The 16,168-nt window shown below is 72.9% G+C and carries 13 protein-coding genes and 1 pseudogene; 8 read left to right on the forward strand and 6 right to left on the reverse strand.

All coding sequences use genetic code 11. The features are described 5' to 3' along the window. Nucleotides 1-73 precede the first annotated feature (73 nt). On the forward strand, nucleotides 74-2,749 hold the full coding sequence (locus ACIP94_RS27785; RefSeq protein WP_402431246.1) for an FAD/NAD(P)-binding protein: 2,676 nt from the start codon (nucleotides 74-76) through the stop codon (nucleotides 2,747-2,749). 91 nt (nucleotides 2,750-2,840) lie between these two features. Here the strand turns inward: ACIP94_RS27785 and ACIP94_RS27790 are convergent. Next, nucleotides 2,841-3,107: pseudogene (locus ACIP94_RS27790) on the reverse strand (LamG-like jellyroll fold domain-containing protein); the annotation flags it as partial. 241 nt (nucleotides 3,108-3,348) lie between these two features. On the opposite strand from ACIP94_RS27790, the gene ACIP94_RS27795 reads away from it, so the two are divergent. Further along, on the forward strand, nucleotides 3,349-4,113 hold the full coding sequence (locus ACIP94_RS27795; RefSeq protein ID WP_402431382.1) for a DeoR/GlpR family DNA-binding transcription regulator: 765 nt from the start codon (nucleotides 3,349-3,351) through the stop codon (nucleotides 4,111-4,113). Further along, nucleotides 4,110-5,450 (forward strand): 6-phospho-beta-glucosidase, encoded by a 1,341-nt coding sequence (locus ACIP94_RS27800; RefSeq protein WP_402431249.1) that lies wholly within the window; start codon nucleotides 4,110-4,112, stop codon nucleotides 5,448-5,450. Before ACIP94_RS27795 ends, ACIP94_RS27800 begins: the two co-directional genes overlap by 4 nt. A 5-nt stretch (nucleotides 5,451-5,455) precedes the next feature. Here ACIP94_RS27800 and ACIP94_RS27805 read toward each other — a convergent pair whose 3' ends face one another. From ACIP94_RS27805 to ACIP94_RS27815, 3 genes are all read right to left on the reverse strand, one after another. Beyond that, nucleotides 5,456-5,605, reverse strand: coding sequence for a hypothetical protein (locus tag ACIP94_RS27805; RefSeq protein WP_402431252.1), 150 nt, complete (start codon nucleotides 5,603-5,605; stop codon nucleotides 5,456-5,458). A gap of 104 nt (nucleotides 5,606-5,709) precedes the next feature. After that, nucleotides 5,710-7,395, reverse strand: a complete 1,686-nt coding sequence (locus ACIP94_RS27810) for a carbohydrate binding domain-containing protein (protein ID WP_402431255.1) — start codon at nucleotides 7,393-7,395, stop codon at nucleotides 5,710-5,712. A gap of 141 nt (nucleotides 7,396-7,536) precedes the next feature. Further along, nucleotides 7,537-8,664 carry an ATP-grasp domain-containing protein gene (locus ACIP94_RS27815; protein ID WP_402431258.1) on the reverse strand — a complete coding sequence of 376 codons (1,128 nt, stop codon included), beginning with the start codon at nucleotides 8,662-8,664 and terminating at the stop codon, nucleotides 7,537-7,539. 372 nt (nucleotides 8,665-9,036) lie between these two features. Here ACIP94_RS27815 and ACIP94_RS27820 point away from each other — a divergent pair, with 372 nt between their 5' ends. Next, the gene (locus tag ACIP94_RS27820; RefSeq protein ID WP_402431261.1) at nucleotides 9,037-9,945 is read left to right on the forward strand and encodes a metallophosphoesterase family protein; all 909 of its coding nucleotides are present in this window, start codon (nucleotides 9,037-9,039) and stop codon (nucleotides 9,943-9,945) included. Next, a complete protein-coding gene (locus tag ACIP94_RS27825; RefSeq protein ID WP_402431264.1) occupies nucleotides 9,890-10,591 on the forward strand; it encodes a 4'-phosphopantetheinyl transferase in 702 nt (233 codons plus the stop codon). Before ACIP94_RS27820 ends, ACIP94_RS27825 begins: the two co-directional genes overlap by 56 nt. A 135-nt stretch (nucleotides 10,592-10,726) precedes the next feature. On the opposite strand, the gene ACIP94_RS27830 is transcribed toward ACIP94_RS27825, so the two are convergent. Both ACIP94_RS27830 and ACIP94_RS27835 read right to left on the reverse strand, forming a co-directional pair. Beyond that, a complete protein-coding gene (locus ACIP94_RS27830) occupies nucleotides 10,727-11,821 on the reverse strand; it encodes a glutamate--cysteine ligase (protein ID WP_402431267.1) in 1,095 nt (364 codons plus the stop codon). A 388-nt stretch (nucleotides 11,822-12,209) separates the two neighbouring features. After that, complete coding sequence (locus ACIP94_RS27835; RefSeq protein WP_402431270.1) at nucleotides 12,210-12,431, reverse strand: hypothetical protein; 222 nt, start codon at nucleotides 12,429-12,431, stop codon at nucleotides 12,210-12,212. Between the two features lie 621 nt (nucleotides 12,432-13,052). Between ACIP94_RS27835 and ACIP94_RS27840 the strand changes: the two genes are divergently transcribed. From ACIP94_RS27840 to ACIP94_RS27850, 3 genes are read left to right on the forward strand one after another with little or no spacing between them, the layout of a single operon-like run. After that, on the forward strand, nucleotides 13,053-13,631 hold the full coding sequence (locus ACIP94_RS27840; RefSeq protein ID WP_402431273.1) for a toxin-antitoxin system, toxin component: 579 nt from the start codon (nucleotides 13,053-13,055) through the stop codon (nucleotides 13,629-13,631). Nucleotides 13,632-13,635: 4 nt separating this feature from the next. Next, nucleotides 13,636-14,850, forward strand: coding sequence for an MAB_1171c family putative transporter (locus ACIP94_RS27845; protein WP_402431276.1), 1,215 nt, complete (start codon nucleotides 13,636-13,638; stop codon nucleotides 14,848-14,850). 55 nt (nucleotides 14,851-14,905) lie between these two features. Continuing rightward, on the forward strand, nucleotides 14,906-16,099 hold the full coding sequence (locus ACIP94_RS27850; RefSeq protein ID WP_402431279.1) for a DUF6545 domain-containing protein: 1,194 nt from the start codon (nucleotides 14,906-14,908) through the stop codon (nucleotides 16,097-16,099). Nucleotides 16,100-16,168 lie beyond the last annotated feature (69 nt).

A 16,168-nucleotide genomic window follows, 5' to 3' on the forward strand; every position in this document is an offset into this window, starting at 1 on the left:
AGAGAGTAGGAACGGACAAAGGGAACGGACACCCGCCGGGCGGCCCCGGACCCGACCATCGCCGGAGGTACACGTGATCCCAGCCGGTGCGCGGCACACCGTGGCCATCGTCGGAGCGGGTGCGGCCGGTGCGCTGACCGCCCTCCAGGTCTGTGAGACGGCGACGCGCCGCCGTACGCCCCTCGACCTGGTGCTCATCGATCCGGCGCCGGAGGCCGGGCGGGGTGTCGCCTACGCCACCGCAGACCCCCGGCACCGGCTCAATGTGCCTGCGGGCGGCATGAGTTGCTACCCGGACGACCCCGGCCACCTCACCCGCTGGCTGTGCCGCCATGGCGAACCGGCCGTCAACGACGCCGACTTCGTCACCCGGTACCGCTACGGCGCCTACCTCGCCGACACCCTCGGCCAGGCCGTCGTCCGCGCCCATGGGGTGGTACGGGTGCGGCGGGTGCGGTCGCGTGCGGAGGGCTGCGCGGACACCGCCGGCGGGCGGCTGGAGCTCCGGCTCGCGGACGGTGGGTGCCTGACGGCCGACAGCGCGGTGCTCGCCACCGGGCCCGCCGCCGGGAACGGCGCCTGGGCCCCGCCCGGGCTGCGGACGTCACCGCGCTTCGTCGCCGAGCCCTGGGCGCCGGGTGCGCTCGTGGGGCCGCTCTCCGACACCGCCGACGTGCTGCTGGTCGGCACCGGGCTCACCGCCGTCGACCTGGCCCTGACCCTGGACCGCCCGGGCCGGGTGCTCCACGCCGTCTCCCGCAACGGGCTGCTGCCGCAGCCGCACGCCCTGAGCCCGCAACCGTCCATTCCCCCGCCCCAGGGGCTGGCCGGGGCGCCCTTGGACCGGCTGCGGCGGGCGGTGTTCCGGCACATCGGCCGGGCGGTCCGGCACCACGGCGACTGGCGCCCCGCGCTCGACGGCCTGCGCGTGTGCACGGCGGAGTTGTGGCGGAGCCTGACCCCCGGCGAACGGGCCGAGTTCCTCCGGCGGGACGGAGCGCTGTGGAACACCCACCGGCACCGCATGGCGCCCGCCACGGCGGAGGCGCTGGACCGGATGCGGGCCGCGCGGCGGCTGAGCGTGCGCGCCGGCCGGATCGCCGCCGCCCGTACCGGACCGGACGGCACGGTGAGCGTTGACCTCGCCGACGGCCGTTCGCTCCGGGTGGGTTGGGTCATCGACTGCACGGGCCCCGGCCACCACCTCGACGACCCCCTGTGGCGTTCGCTCGTCGACGCCGGCGCCGCCGTGCCCGGGCCTCTCGGCATGGGTGTCGCCACCCGGGAGGGCCGGCTCCTCGACGCCGCCGGCCGGGCGGACCGCGCGCTGTTCACGCTCGGTGCCCCGCGCCGCGGCGAACTGTGGGAGACCACCGCCGTCCCCGAGATCCGGGAGCAGGCGGCGGCGCTGGCGCGGGAGCTGCTGGCCCCGCTCGCCCCGCCGGTGCGCGGGAGCCGGCGGCGCCCCGTCGACGCCCTGGGACTCGCCCTGTCCACGCACTCCGAGGCGGCCGCCGCCCACCGCGCCGGGCTCGACCGGGTGCTCAAGGTCAGATCCGGTGCCGAGCAGGCGTTCCGGCGGGCCGTCGCCCTCGATCCCGGGTTCGCCCTCGGACATGCCGCGCTCGCGTTGCTCGGCCATGAGAGCGGCGCGCGCGTCGATGTGCCCCGGGAACTCGCGGAGGCGCAGCGGTGCGCGCGGGAGCGGGCCGATGAGCGGGAGCGCTCGTTCGTGGAGGTCGTCACCCGCCGCGTCCACGGCACCGACCCGGACGGTGCCGCGCTGCTCGGCCACCTCGACGCCCACCCGGGCGACGCGCTCGCGCTGGCCACCGCGGTACCCACCATCGCCTTCTCCGGGGTCCGCGATCTCGATGACACCTATGCGCTGCGGCTGGTGGAGCGCACCTCACCCGCCTACGACGGCCACTGGTTCCACACCTCCCTCCTGGCCTTTCTGCGCCAGGGGCAGGGCCGCTTCCACGAGGCGGGCGAACTCGCCCACCGGGCCCTGGCCGCCGAGCCCGCCTCCGGGCACGCCGTACACGCGCTCGCCCATGTCCACTACGAGTGCGGCGCCCATGAGGCGGGCCGTGACTGGCTCGACGGATGGGTGTCGGGGCGTGGGCGCGGCGCGGTGCACCGCGCGCACTTCTCCTGGCACATCGCGCTGCACGAACTGGCGCTGGACGACCCGGCCGCCGTCCGCAGGCGCTGGCTGGCGCAGCTCGCGCCGGGGCGGGTGTCCGGGGTGCGGGCGCTCGTCGACTCGGGATCGCTGCTGTGGCGGGCGCGGCTCAGCGACAGCTGGCCGGGCGAGGTGCCCGCCGCCGAGGTGCTCGACTCGGTCGCCCGGGACATCGTGGAGCGGCCCGCGACCGCGTTCACCGCCCTGCACGCGGCCGTCGCCCTCGCCGCCGCGGGCGATGTGGCGGCCCTTCGCCGGTTGCGCGACCACGCGGCGGGCGCCGACGCGGTGCAGCGGGAGGTCGTCGTCCCGCTGTGCGAGGCGCTGGCCGCGCTCGTCGAGGAACGCTTCCACGAGGCGGCCCGCGGCCTCGCCGCTCTGCTGCCGGCGGTGCGCAGGGTCGGTGGCAGCGCGGCCCAGCGCGAGGTCGTCGAGGAGACGCTGCTGTACGCGCTGGTGTCGGCGGGCCGCTGCGAGGCCGCCCGCCGCCTGCTGGACGAGCGCCTCGACCGGAAACCGGCGCCCCGGGACCGCCGCCTGCTGGCCGCGTTGCCGGGGTGACCGGACGCACGCCGTCGCGCGCGGTGTCCGCGGCGCCGGCGGCCGGGTCGGCCCAGCCGGGCAGTTGCTGCTCCGTCATGGGCCCTCCTGCTCAGTGGTTCATGAAGGAGGTGACGGGCAGCGCGCGGGCGACGATCCGGACATCGCCGAGCCGGCCGTGCAGGATCTGGTCGATCTTTCCCGCGTACTCGTAGCCGCCCAGGAGCCAGGGCAGTCCCACCGTGCTCAGGCCTATGGCGGCGGCCTTCGGGTTGCGGGCCACCGGGCAGCCCTCGACATACAGCGTGGTCTGCCGGCCGTCGTTGACCGCAGCCACGTGCCACCACTTCTCCCGTGCCGTCTCGTCGCCCCAGGGCGTGCCCCGTATGCGCGGCGGATCAGCGGTTTGGTCTGTTCCCCGGACGGGGCGTGCGCGACAGCGGGGTCAGCGGCACTTCCGGCCGGTCGTCGTCCACCCGCACGTCCTCTCGTCAGAGCGGTCCCTCGTCAGGACTGTTCACATTCGGTGCACGGAATCGTGCGCTGCTCTTCGAGAGTGGTCAACAGTCGTGCAGAACTGCGCATAGGAGTGATCGAAGGTGACGAGTAATGTTCATGGCGTGCTGGCGGAACGACGACATCACCTCATCCCGCGAGCCCTGCGCTCCGGTGGCCCCGCGGCCGTGACCCATCTTTCCGGGCCACTGGGAGTGAGCCCCGCCACGATCCGACGCGACCTGGCCAAACTGGAGGAGGACGGCCTGCTCACGCGGGTGCGTGGCGGTGCCGTCGCCGACGAGGGCGACCAGCCCTCCGCCGAGGTCGCCGAGTTGCGCGTGCCCGAGAAGGACGCCATAGCGGCGCGGGCGGCCGCGATGATCGCGGACGGCCGGTCGGTGCTGCTGGACGTCGGCACCACCGCCTACCGGCCGGCCCGGCGGCTGCACGGACGCCGGCTCACCGTGATCACCGGCAACCTGGTCGTGTACGAGGAACTGGCCGACGACGAAGGCATCGAACTGGTGCTGCTCCGCGGCATGGTGCGCCGTGAGCACCGTTTCCTGGTCGGCTTCCTCACCGAGGACCACCTGCGCCGGCTCCACGCCGACTGGCTCTTCCTCGGCACCAGCGGAGTGCGGCCGGGCGGGCAGGTGATGGACACGACGGTCGTCGAGGTGCCGGTCAAGCGGGCCATGATCAAGGCCGCCGACAAGGTCGTCCTGCTCGCCGACTCGGCGAAGTTCCCGGGGACGGGCATGGCGAAGGTCTGCGGGCCCGGGGACCTGGACGTGGTGGTGACGAACGCGCCGGTCGACCCGGCGACCCGGTCCTCCCTCGAGGAGGCGGGCGTCGAGGTGGTCGTGGCAGGGAGGGCGGAGACGTGAGGCTGACGATTCTGGGCGGCGGCGGATTCCGGGTGCCGCTGGTGTACGGGGCGCTCCTTGGGGACCGCGCCGAGGGCCGGGTCACCCGTGTGGTGCTGCACGACCTCGACCCCGGCCGGCTGTCCGCCGTGGCCCGGGTGCTGGCCGAACAGGCCGCGGACGCCCCGGACGCGCCCGAGGTGACGGCCACGACCGACCTCGACGAGGCGCTGCGCGGCGCCGACTTCGTCTTCTCCGCGATCCGCGTCGGCGGCCTGGAGGGACGTGCGAACGACGAGCGGGTGGCGCTCGCGGAGGGCGTCCTCGGCCAGGAGACGGTCGGCGCGGGCGGCATCGCCTACGGTCTGCGGACCGTGCCCGTCGCCGTCGACATCGCGCGCCGGGTGGCCCGCCTCGCCCCCGACGCCTGGGTCGTCAACTTCACCAACCCGGCGGGACTGGTCACCGAGGCCATGTCCCACCACCTCGGCGACCGCGTCATCGGGATCTGTGACTCGCCGGTCGGGCTCGGCCGCCGTATCGCCCGTGTGCTCGGCGTCCCGAACCCCCACGAGGCCTTTGTCGATTACGTAGGCCTCAACCATCTCGGCTGGGTGCGCGGCCTGCGCGTCGCGGGCCGCGACGAACTGCCGCGGCTGCTCGCCGACCCCGGACTGCTCGGCTCGTTCGAGGAGGGCAAGCTGTTCGGCGCCGACTGGCTGCGGTCCCTGGGCGCGATCCCGAACGAGTATCTGCACTACTACTACTTCAACCGCGAGGCCGTCCGCGCGTACCGCGAGGCCGAGAAGACCCGCGGCGCCTTCCTGCGCGACCAGCAGGCCCGCTTCTACGAGGAGATGAGGCGCCCGGACGCCGCGGCCCTTTCGACCTGGGACCGCACCCGGGCCGAGCGCGAGGCGACCTACATGGCCGAGAACCGGGAGACGGCGGGCGCGGGTGAACGCGACGCGGACGACCTCTCCGGCGGCTACGAGAAGGTGGCCCTCGCCCTGATGCGGGGCATCGCCCGCGACGAGCGCACCACCCTGATCCTCAATGTGCGCAACCAGGGCACGCTGTCCGTGCTGGACTCCGAGGCGGTCGTCGAGGTCCCCTGCCTGGTGGACGCCAACGGCGCACACCCCCTGACGGCCGACCCGCTGCCGGGGCACGCCACCGGCTTGGTCTGTTCGGTCAAGGCGGTCGAGCGCGAGGTGCTGTCCGCGGCCGAGTCCGGCTCCCGCGCGACGGCGGTGAAGGCGTTCGCACTGCACCCGCTCGTCGACTCCGTCAATGTCGCCCGGCGGCTCGTCGACGGCTACACCGCCGTCCACCCCGGCCTCGGATACCTCAGGTAATCCCGTCAGAAGACCCGCCGGCCTCCCACCCGGGCACCCTCGCCGACGACTTCGCGGGCCCGGCCGCGCGCGGCGATGTGCTCACGACGGGCGACCAGCCGCTCTCCACCCTCCGGCGCGCCGACATCGCCGTCCTGGACGAGGAGGTGCGGCACCTCGGCCTCGGCCGGACGGCGAACCGGAGCTGTATGGGGGCTCGGGCCGCTTCCGGGAAAGGGTGGGGGTGCCCGGCTCTCCGGTCACCCCCCACCCCGTGTGCTCAGCCGGTGAACCCGGCGGTGATGGAGGTGAACTGCCAGTTGTTCTGGCTGATCCCGGAGCAGTTGCTCACCACGCCGCCGCCCGCGCACGGCCGGTCCCGGTTGACCGCCCAGAAGGCGAGCCGGGCGATGTGGTGGGAGTTCGCCCAGTCGCGGATCTGGGTCCAGATGGCCGGGGTGGTGTTCTCCTGCTGGTCGGACAGGCCGTTCATGCCGGAGATGCCGATGTGCGCGTAGGCCGTCGCGTCGTCCCAGCCGAAGGTCGACTTCAGCTTGGCCTTCAGGCCCTCGGCCGCGTTCACCGTGTTGCCGTACATGTCCGAGCCGCCGCCGAAGTCGAACGGCATGATGGTGAAGACGTCGATGTTCGCGCCGAGCGACTGGGCCTGCTCGATCAGCCGGTTGCCGTAGTAGGTCGGGCCGGTCGTCGAGGTGCCGAAGGTGACGATGGTCTTCAGGCCGGGGTTGTTGGCCTTGACCGTCTTCAGGGCGGTCAGGATCCTCGCCTGCACGGCCTCGTTCTCGAACTCGTCCGAGTTCTCGATGTCCATGTCGATCGCCTTCAGGGAGTAGGCGTCGATCACCTTCTGCAGGGCTCCGGCGAGCGCGCTCGCGGAGGAGCAGTTGGCGCCGAGCTTGCTGCCCTGCCAGCCACCGAAGGACGGGACGATGTCACCGCCCGCGGAGCGGATCTGGTTGATGGCGCTCTGGTCGGCGCCGCCGGTCAGCGGGCGGCTGCCGTCCCAGGCGGGGGTGCAGCCGCCCGAGTCGAGCACGAACGCCATCGTGAACCACTTGATGCCGGTCGCGCTCATCACCGTGCTCGGGTTCGGCGGGTCGCCCCAGCCCTCGTAGAGATACGGCGCCGCCTGCTTGAAGCCGGTGCCGCCGCCGCTGCCCGTGTCGGTGGTGACCGTCACGGAGTTGGAGGCCCCGGAGGTGTTCCCGGCCGCGTCCCGCGCCTTCACGGTGAAGGTGTAGCCCGTGCTGGGCGACAGCCCGCCGACCGTCGCGGACGTGCCGGAGACGCTCAGCACCTGGCTGGAGCCGCGGTAGATGTCGTACGCGGTCACACCGACGTTGTCCGTCGAGGCGTTCCACTGCAGCGACACGCTGGAGGAGGTCTTCCCGGTGGAGGTCAGGCCGGTGGGGGCGGTCGGTGCCTGGGTGTCGGAGCCGCCACCGCCGCCACCGGGTCCGTCCAGACTGATGTCGTCGGCGTAGTACGTGCCCTGGGCGTACCAGCCGTGCACATAGATGGTGGCGCTGGTCTGCGAGGCGCCGGTGGTGAAGGAGACGGACAGCTGACTGTACGCCGACGGGGACGTGGTCCAGGTCGAGGCGCCGCCGTTCACTCCGAGGTACACATAGCTGCCGCGGACCCAGCCGCTGAGGGTGTACGTCGTGTTCGGCTGGACCGAGACGGTCTGGCTGCACTGCGCGTTGTCGCTCGAACTCACCGCGCCCGCCAGGGCCTTGGAGCCGCCGTGGACGGGGCTGGAGACGACCGAGCCGAGATTGCCGGTGCAGGACCAGGGCGAGAGGCCCGACTCGAAGCCGGGGTCGGACAGGATGTTGGCCGCCTGGGCGGTCCCGGGGAGGGCGACCGCCCCGCCCAGCGCCAGGGCGGCGGAACCGATGAGAGCGAAGACGGCACGTCTGGAACGTCTGAGGAGTGTGCGCACGCGATCTCCCTGAAGACGATGGGGGTTCGGGAGGGCAGGGAAGTGCAGAAGGGTGCGCCCACCAAGTTGGTATGGACCAATCCCGCTGTCAAGGGCTCGGGAGAGGATTGGTCCAGACCGGTGGGGTGGCGGTCGGAACGGCTACAGGGGCAGGGCCTGTGCCCTGCCGACCTCGACCGGGCCGACCGGCACGGCGGGCAGCACGGGTGGCTGCTCCGCCTCGTCCATCCGCTGCTGCGGCAGCGAGGCCGAGCGGACCGGCCGGGGTCCCGACACCACCGTGTAGTCCGTGCCCAGGAACGGCGGCACCACCTGCCCCGGATCCTCCCCGAGCGCCAACTGCACGGCCGCCCAGGGGGCGTTGACCCCGCACAGCGACAGCTGGTGCAGTCCGCCCGCCGGACGTGTGTTGACGTCCAGGAGCACCGGCTCCTCGCCGTACATCCGGAACTGGATGTTGGACAGGTAGTGCAGTCCGAAACCCTCCGCCAGCCGCCTGGCCGGCTCCAGCCACCGCTCGTGCAGCGAGAAGCCCCGGCGGCGCCCGTTCTTGGTGCGGGCCACCGCCATGCGGACCAGGTTGTCGGAACCGGTCAGACAGTCGACCGACACCTCCGGCTGCTCCAGTCGCGGCATCACCAGCCAGTCGACGGGCTCCTCGGCCTCGCGCACCGCCCGGACGACCAGGTCCAGCGGCACATACGGACCCGGGAAACCGCTCAGGTGGGTCATGGAGAACGGGGCCCGCGTGATGATCCGGAAGCCCACCCCGCCCGCGCCCGCCGCCGGCTTGAAGCAAGCCTTGTGGCCACCCGCCTCCAACTCCGCCACCGCGGCGAGGAGTTCGTCCCCGGTCGTCACCCGCCACCACGGCGGCACCGGAATCCCGATCGACTGCACGGCCTGGTACGCCGTCGCCTTGTCCCGGAAGACCGCGACCGCCTCGGCGGGCGGCGCCAGCAGCGCCGTACCGGCCGCTTTGAACTCGGCGCGGTGCGCGACGATCGCCTCCTGGTGCAGCCGCGGCACGAACACGTCGATGCCGCGGCGCACGCACTGGTCGAGGGCGTACTCCACATACGCGGCCGGGGACAGGCCCTCCGGCTCCAGATCGGCGGTGTCCGCAGCGGCCAGGACGGGGGAGTCGGGATCGCCGTGCGTGGCATGGATCTCGACGGCCCGGGCGCTGGGATTTCTCCGCAGCTGATCCATGAAGAACACGTTCTCCGCGTACGTGCGGTTGAGCCAGACGCGTACGCGAGAGACCATGCAGGCCGCCTTTCACGGTGCGCGGGCAGGGCGGAGCAGGCCGTGCCCGGCCAAGGGGGAGGGAGGTACACCGAACCGCCGTACGCGTGAAGGCGTCCGTGGCGGAGGTGTTGGGGCGATCATAGGGCCTCCCGGACCCTCCCGGTGCTACGCGTGGGTTACGGATTCCCCCCCGTCTCCCGGCTCGACGGCAGGGGTGATTTCCGGGCTCCCCGGGCGGGGGTGACGACGGCTTGCCGGGCTGTGGGTAGAGGGAATCCGGCCGTTTCCGGCCGTTTCCCGGGAGGCATCGGCCCCCTGCGCGGGTCGCCCTTGTCCCTCGGCGGCCCGATGTGGTCTTGTGTTCCCATTCGGTTCTCGAAAGGGGCGAGGGTGGAGTCGACGGACGGCCGTGGACAGCTGCTCGCCATCAGCGATCTGCACATCGGCTATCCGGAGAACCGTGCCCTCGTCGAGCACATGCGGCCCGCGTCGGACGAGGACTGGCTGCTCGTCGCGGGTGACGTGGCCGAGACCGTCGCCGACATCCGCTGGGCCCTGGAACTGCTGGCCGGCCGCTTCCGGAAGGTGATCTGGGCGCCGGGCAACCACGAGCTGTGGACCCACCAGAGGGACACCGTCACCCTGCGCGGCGTCGAGCGCTACGAACACCTGGTCGCCCTGTGCCGGGAGCTGGGCGTGACCACACCCGAGGACCCCTACCCGGTCTGGGAGGGGCCGGGCGGTCCGGTGGCCGTGGCGCCGCTCTTCCTGCTCTACGACTACTCGTTCCTGCCGCAGGGCTGCACGACCAAGGAGCAGGGGCTCGAGTACGCCCACGGCACCGGGATCGTGTGCACCGACGAGTATCTGCTGCTCCCCGATCCCTACCCGAGCCGCGAGGCGTGGTGCCGGGCCAGGGTGGCCGAGACCGAGCGCAGGCTCGAGAAGATCCCCGACGATCTTCCCACCGTGCTGATGAACCACTACCCCCTGGACCGGCATCCCACGGAGGTCCTGCGCCACCCCGAGTTCGCCATGTGGTGCGGCACCCGGCTGACCGCCGACTGGCACCGCCGTTTCCGGGTCGCCTGCATGGTCTACGGTCATCTGCACATTCCGCGCACCACCCACCACGACGGCGTTCGCTTCGAAGAGGTGTCGGTGGGCTATCCCCGGGAATGGCGTCCGCGCGCGACACCCCCCGGACGGCTGCGCCGTATTCTGCCGATGGAGGTCCCAGCAGGTGATCGAGGAGCTGCTCCCGGGTTCGGTCGCGGTCGTGGAGGCACGCGGACGTGACGCGCTCGGCGACGGCGTCCTCCTCTACCCGGAGGAAGAGGCCGTCGTGGTGCGGGCCGTCGAGAAGCGGCGGCGTGAGTTCCGGGCCGCGCGGGGCTGTGCGCGGCAGGCCATGGAGAAGCTCGGTGTGCCGCCGGGGCCCATCGTGCCCGGTGAGCGTGGCGCACCCCGCTGGCCGGACGGCCTGATCGGCAGCATGACCCACTGCGAGGACTACTGCGCCGCCGCGCTGGTGCACGTCGGCGAGCTGGTCTCGGTCGGCATCGACGCGGAACCTCACGACCGGCTGCCGGAAGGGGTCCTGGAGGCGGTCGCGCTGCCCGCCGAGCAGACACGGCTGGAGGCCCTCGCCCACAGCCACCCGTCCATCCACTGGGACCGGCTGCTGTTCAGCGCCAAGGAGTCGGTCTACAAGGCGTGGTTCCCCCTGACCGGGGAGTGGCTGGACTTCCTGGAGGCCGACATAGAGATCGACCCGGGCGCCGTGCCCGGCGCCCCCGGCCGCTTCCGGGCGCGTCTGCTGGTCCCGGGGCCGGTGGTCGACGGCCACCGCATCGAGATCTTCGACGGCCGGTGGACGACGGAGCGGGGGCTGGCCGCGACGGCCATCGCCGTACCCCGCCCCCAGGGCGGGGAGCGCTGCTGAGGGACCGGGGCGCGGGCCAGGCACGGGGCGCTTCCAAGCACCGGGGCAGGGGGCGCTTCCGAAGGACCAGGGCGTGGGGCGCTTCCCAAGGACCGGGAGGGGCGCTTCCCGAGGACCGCGAGTGGGGCGCGTGAGCTAGGGCGCGACCGCTGCGTCGACGATCATGCGGATGACGGCGTCCAGGCCCCCTTCGGCCAGCGTCCTGCGCTGGAGCTCCGCGCCCGTGCCCCGCTCCAGCAGCCGGTGGACCAACGCGGTCACCTCCCGGGTGTCCCCGTAGGCCTCCAGCGCGGGGCCGACGTACTCCAGCAGCCCGTACACCACCTCGTCGGCAGGACGGCGCCGGCCGCCGAGGTCGACCAGCTCCCCGCTCAGCCCGTGGCGGGCGGCCTGCCACATCGTCGCGCGTACGAACTCGGGCTCGCCCTCGGGTGCCGTGCGGCCTGCCGCGGCCTCGCGCATGGCGGTGTCGGCGAGGGCGCGTATCAGGCCCGCGAACATGACGGCGTCGTCCGCGCGGAGCTGGACGTCCAGGCAGCGGACCTCCACCGTGGGGTAGTTGTCGGACAGCCGGGCCTGCCAGTACAGCTGACCGGTGTCGCTGATCACGCCCGCCGACAGCAGTCGTTCCACACGCCGGTCGTAGTCCGCCTCGTCGGCGAAGTACGGCGGCACACCGCTGACCGGCCAGCGGTCGAAGACGATGGTGCGCCAGCTGGCGAACCCGGTGTCGTGCCCCTCCCACAGCGGGGAGTTCGCGGACATCGCCGTCAGCGTCGGCAGCCACGGACGGATGCGGTTGAGTACCTCGACGCCCATATGGCGGTCGGGCACGGCGACATGCACATGCATGCCGTTGACCATCTGCTCGGCCACCAGCTGAGGGGCCTGCCGCTGCATCTCCCGGTAGCGGGCCTTGTCGGTGACGGGCACAGGCAGCCCCTCCGCCGGCGGCGGCGTCCCTCCGGCGATGATCCTGCAACCACAGGCCTGCGCCGCCTGCGCCACGGCGTGCCGCAGACGCAGCAGATGCCCGCCGACCTCCTCCAGCGTGGCGCACACCGGCGTGGCCACCTCGACCTGCGCCTGCAACAGCTCCGCCTGGATCTCGTTGTCGGCGACGAAGGGCGCCAGCCCGGCGGCGGCCCGCACCTTCGCTCCCCGTGCCGCCAGACGACCCGTGACCGGGTCGATCAGCAGGTACTCCTCTTCCACGCCGACCGTCGTCATCGCCGACCCTTCCCTCCCCCGCGCCCGGTTACCAGCCCCGCGGGGGACGGGCCCGCCAGGCTCCGGGCGCGCGATACGCCCGTCACCGGCCCGTCTGCCCGAGGGGGCGCAGAACAAGTTCCGCGAGCGAGCCGGATCAAACCGGGCCGCGCGGCGGCTGCGGCCCGTGGTCTGCCCACGCGGCGTCCTCCGCCGGCGATCTTCGCGGCGGGGAGAAGCGCGCCGTGCGCGGCATCGCCGCGCGGACCGCCGTGGCGGCGGCCTGTGTGATCCGGGCACGGGAGCGGTGGCTTCTCGCCGGGAGGAGGTCACGGACCCGGGAATCGGCCCCGTGGTCTCCTCGACGGCCCGCACGCCCCCGTGGTGGACGGGTCCCGCGCGACCCCGCTCACGGACACCACTGCCCGCACAGGTGGAAGAACTCCTCCTCGGTGCCCGTGAGCCCCGCCTCCGCCAGGGCCCGGTCCGCCTCGGCCAGGGCGGCGGTCGGGACCACTGGTGGTCGGCGTGGATCCGGCGGCCCGTCGAACGCCGCTCGTACGGTGTGGAGGAGGCGCAGATAGGCCTGCACGGCGGCGCGTTGGCGGTCGGTCAGTACGGCGGTCGGCATCGGTCGGCTCTCCCCGGTTCGGCCACGCGGCCCGGCAGGGGGCGTGGCGGTACATGCACGGTGCACGCCCCCCCGTACGCGGCCGGGCGCCGCGCGCAGCGGTGGCGCACCCCCAGCTTGCCGCCCGCCACTGACAATCCCGTGGCCGATGGCACGGGTTCGCCCGCTCAGCGGAGCCGAAACCGCGCCCTCCACCTGCGGGCGGGTGCCCGTAAGTGGGCCGGTCCGCCTGCCCGGTGCGGCCGCCGGACACCGATCCCGGCCCGGACGCGCGGAGTTGCCGCCCTCGCGCGTTGCGCCGGACACGATGTCCGTCAAGCGTCCGCCGACGCGAACACGCGAACTCCTCCGCGTGGGCCGCGGGAGGCGCACGAGGCAGGCCGACCCGGCAGGCTGACGGGGGGACAGAAAGGGGTTTGTCCGGCATGAACGGCCTTGTCCCTGTGCCTCTGTGCCAGAGGTCGGGTGAGGACCACGGAGAAGTGGCTACTGTGGCGACCTGGATGTTCCACGGACCGTGCGGACCGGTCACCGTCCTGTCGCGGGCGACCGCCGGGCGGCTTCGGAGACCGACGTCGAAGAACGGGGAGTGACGACGTGAAGACCAGGCGCGAGAAGAGAATGAAAGAACTCAGCGCCGAACTGCTCACCTGCCTCGCCCAGGCCGCGCCGGGTGACGACGACGAGATATTCGCGGCGCTCGGCGGCATCCTCACCGGCCGGCGCGGCCGCCCGGTGGTGCTGAAGCGGACCACCTTTCCGCCCGGCACGGCGAGCGGACTCTGGCTCGACCTCGAGGACATGGACATCGTCGCCGTCCGGGACGACACGACCAACAGCGAGCACGAGCACGTCATTTTGGGTCATGAGATCTGGCACATGTTCGAGGGACACTGCGGAGCCCACATCCCCGCGGGCCGGGCCGCCGCGCGGGCGCACAGCTTCGAGGCCGGCGCCGTCGACGACGTCGTCCGCCGGCTCCTCGCCTCCCGGGACGCACGACTCGGCGGGCTCGGCGCGCCCCAGCTCGGCATCGCCGCCCGCACCCGCTTCGACGACCGGCACGAGGCGGAGGCCGAGATGTTCGGTCTGCGGCTGGGCACCGATCTGCGCACCTTCCGCAGGACTCATTGGCGCGCCGACCTGGGCCAGGTGGCCGGGCGCATCGAGGACTCGCTGGGCAGAGGTCTCTGGGTCTGAAGTCGTGGACGGTCGGATCTACTACCTGACGGCCCTGCTCCTGTGGAGCGGCCTCGCCATCAGGATTCCGAGGCTGCTGCAGAGCCGGCGCGACCCCGCGCTGGTGTCGCTGTGCGCCGTCGTGCTCGCCGCCGGGGTCTCCTTCACCCTGTCCGCTCCCGCCAGCGTCGCCGCCGTCAACCACCTGACGGGGATCCCGAACATCGCCGCACCGCTGGTCTACACCGTGGTGACCGCCTTCAGCGCCGCCTGCCTCGTCGTGATCGTCCACTGGCGCGGCGGCGAGCCGGGGCACGTACGCCGGGTGGCCCGCAGGTGGATGACCGCCTACGCCCTCGTCATCGTCGCCCTGTGGGTGCTGTTCGCGGTGGGCAACGCACCCGTGGAGCGCCGGACCGACCTGGACACCTACTACGCCACCACCCCCGGCCTCGCCGAGATGATCACTCTGTATCTGGTGGCTCATCTGATCGCGGCGTTCACCACGACGACGCTGTGCTGGCGCTGGTCCCGGAAGGTGACCGGCTGGACCCGCTGGGGGCTCAGCGTCCTCGTGCTGGGCTGGCTGCTCAACGGAGCCTTCGGGGTGGTCAAACTGGCCGCCGTGGCGGGCCGTTGGACGGGACGGCACTGGGACAGCCTGAGCACCGATCTCGCCCCCGGGGTCGCCGCCGTCGCGGCCGCCCTGGTCACCGTCGGCTACGCCCTGCCGCTGGTCGCCCCGCGCATCGAGAGCGTCACCGCGTACGCGCGGCTCCGGCCGCTGTTCGAACTCCTGGTCGACCCCGCCGACAAGCGGTACTGGGTGCCGCTGTCCTGGCGTTCGCTGGGCGACATCGACCTCAGACTCACCCAGCGGGAGACCGGGATCCGCGACGGCATCACCCGCCTGGAACCCCGTTTCGACACCCGTGTCCGCGAACGCGCCTACCGCAGGGCGATCTCGGCCGGGGCGAGCGCCCCGGAGGCCGAGGCCATCGCCGCCGCCGCAATGGTGGTCGCCGCCTCTCAGCCAGGCACACCGGACGATCCCCCGCCCGGCGGGCACGTTCCCACCGCGCTCGACGGCACACCGGACGATCCCTCGCCCGGCGGATACGTTCCCACCGCGCTCGACGGCACCCTGGGCGACCTCGTCCGGGTCTCCCAGGCCGTCCACACCCTCATCGCCACCGACACGCCGCGGGACGGCGGCAGGCCGGAGAGCCGACGGACATGACCTCTCGCACCCAGGCGGCGCCCCGCCCCACCACGTTCCCCGGGGTCGCCACACCATGAAGGCCAGCCTCGGCTTCTACGTCGCCGGCGGGCTGCTGCTCCTGGCCTGCCTGCTCAAGTTACCCGCCCTGATCCGCGCCCGTGGCCGGGACTGGCTGCTGTCCTCGATCTGCGCCCTGCTCCTGGTCGGATCCGGGGTCCTGTTCACCTCCGCGCCCCGGACGATCATCCTGGTCAACCGGACCACCGGGGTGTCCAACTTCTCCGCCCCGCTGGTCTACTGCGCGCTCACGGGTTTCTCCGCGGCCTCGGTCGTGCTCGTCCTGAGCTGGCGCGGCGGCTCCGACAAGGGCCACACCCGGCGCCTGTCCCAGTGGATCATCGCGCTGTATCTGCTCGTCTGGGTACTGATCATCACCCTGTACGCACTGGGCGACGCCCCCGTGGAACGACGCACCGACTTCGATGTGTACTACTCCGGCACGCCCTACATCCGCGAGATGATCCTGCTGTACCTCCTCGCCCACGGACTGGCGTCCTATATCTGCAGCCGTCTGTGCTGGCGCTGGTCGCGCGATGTGCACGGCACCATGCGAATCGGCCTGCGCGCCCTCGCCCTGGGCTATCTGATGCACTACGTCGGCTACGACGGGGCCAAACTCGTGGCGATCGGCGCCCGCTGGACGGGGCACGACTGGGACGTCCTGGCGACCGGTGTCGCGCCCAGCATGGGCCAGCCCAGCGCCCTCCTCGTCGCCGTCGGCTTCATCCTCCCGCTCGTCGGACGCCGCAGCGAGGACGCCGTCCGCTACTGGCAGCTCGGCCCGCTCGCCCGGACCCTGAGCGAGGTCCCCGGCGCCCCCGGCCTCACCCTGCTGCCCCTGCCCTGGTGGACACTCGAGTTCCGATTACGGCTGACGCAGCGTCAGACCTATATCTCCGACCGCATCGTGGCGTGCCGGGGCTACTTCGACCACCGGATATGGAACGAGGCGCACGCCGCCGCCCGCGCACGGGGCTCGGGCGCGCAGACCGCCGACATCATCGCGGAGGCGGCGATGATCGCCGCCGCCGTCGACACGTACAGCGCCGTCGGCGACGAACCCCCGGCCGGCCAGGAGCCCACCGGCGCGCCCGGCCCGCCGCCCACGACGGGTGACCTGGCCCGGCTCTCCCGCGCCCTGCGGACCCGCGTCGTCAAGGACATCCGCAGGCGCCACAGGGTCCACCGCCGACAGGCCGCGACCTGAACCGTCGGTATACCGCGGGGCCATCGGCGTGGCCGTACCCGCGCGGGCCGGACGTCCGCCGGGCCGGCA

This window comes from Streptomyces sp. NPDC093261 (genome assembly GCF_044753645.1).
In the GTDB taxonomy this organism is placed as follows: domain Bacteria; phylum Actinomycetota; class Actinomycetes; order Streptomycetales; family Streptomycetaceae; genus Streptomyces.

Excerpts from the sequence above, each read along its gene's own strand:
- ACIP94_RS27830 (WP_402431267.1), bottom strand. The coding sequence starts at position 11,821 with ATGACGACGGTCGGCGTGGAAGAGGAGTACCTGCTGATCGACCCGGTC.
- ACIP94_RS27815 (WP_402431258.1), bottom strand. The coding sequence starts at position 8,664 with ATGGTCTCTCGCGTACGCGTCTGGCTCAACCGCACGTACGCGGAGAAC.
- ACIP94_RS27850 (WP_402431279.1), top strand. The coding sequence starts at position 14,906 with ATGAAGGCCAGCCTCGGCTTCTACGTCGCCGGCGGGCTGCTGCTCCTG.
- ACIP94_RS27840 (WP_402431273.1), top strand. The coding sequence starts at position 13,053 with ATGAAAGAACTCAGCGCCGAACTGCTCACCTGCCTCGCCCAGGCCGCG.
- ACIP94_RS27835 (WP_402431270.1), bottom strand. The coding sequence starts at position 12,431 with ATGCCGACCGCCGTACTGACCGACCGCCAACGCGCCGCCGTGCAGGCC.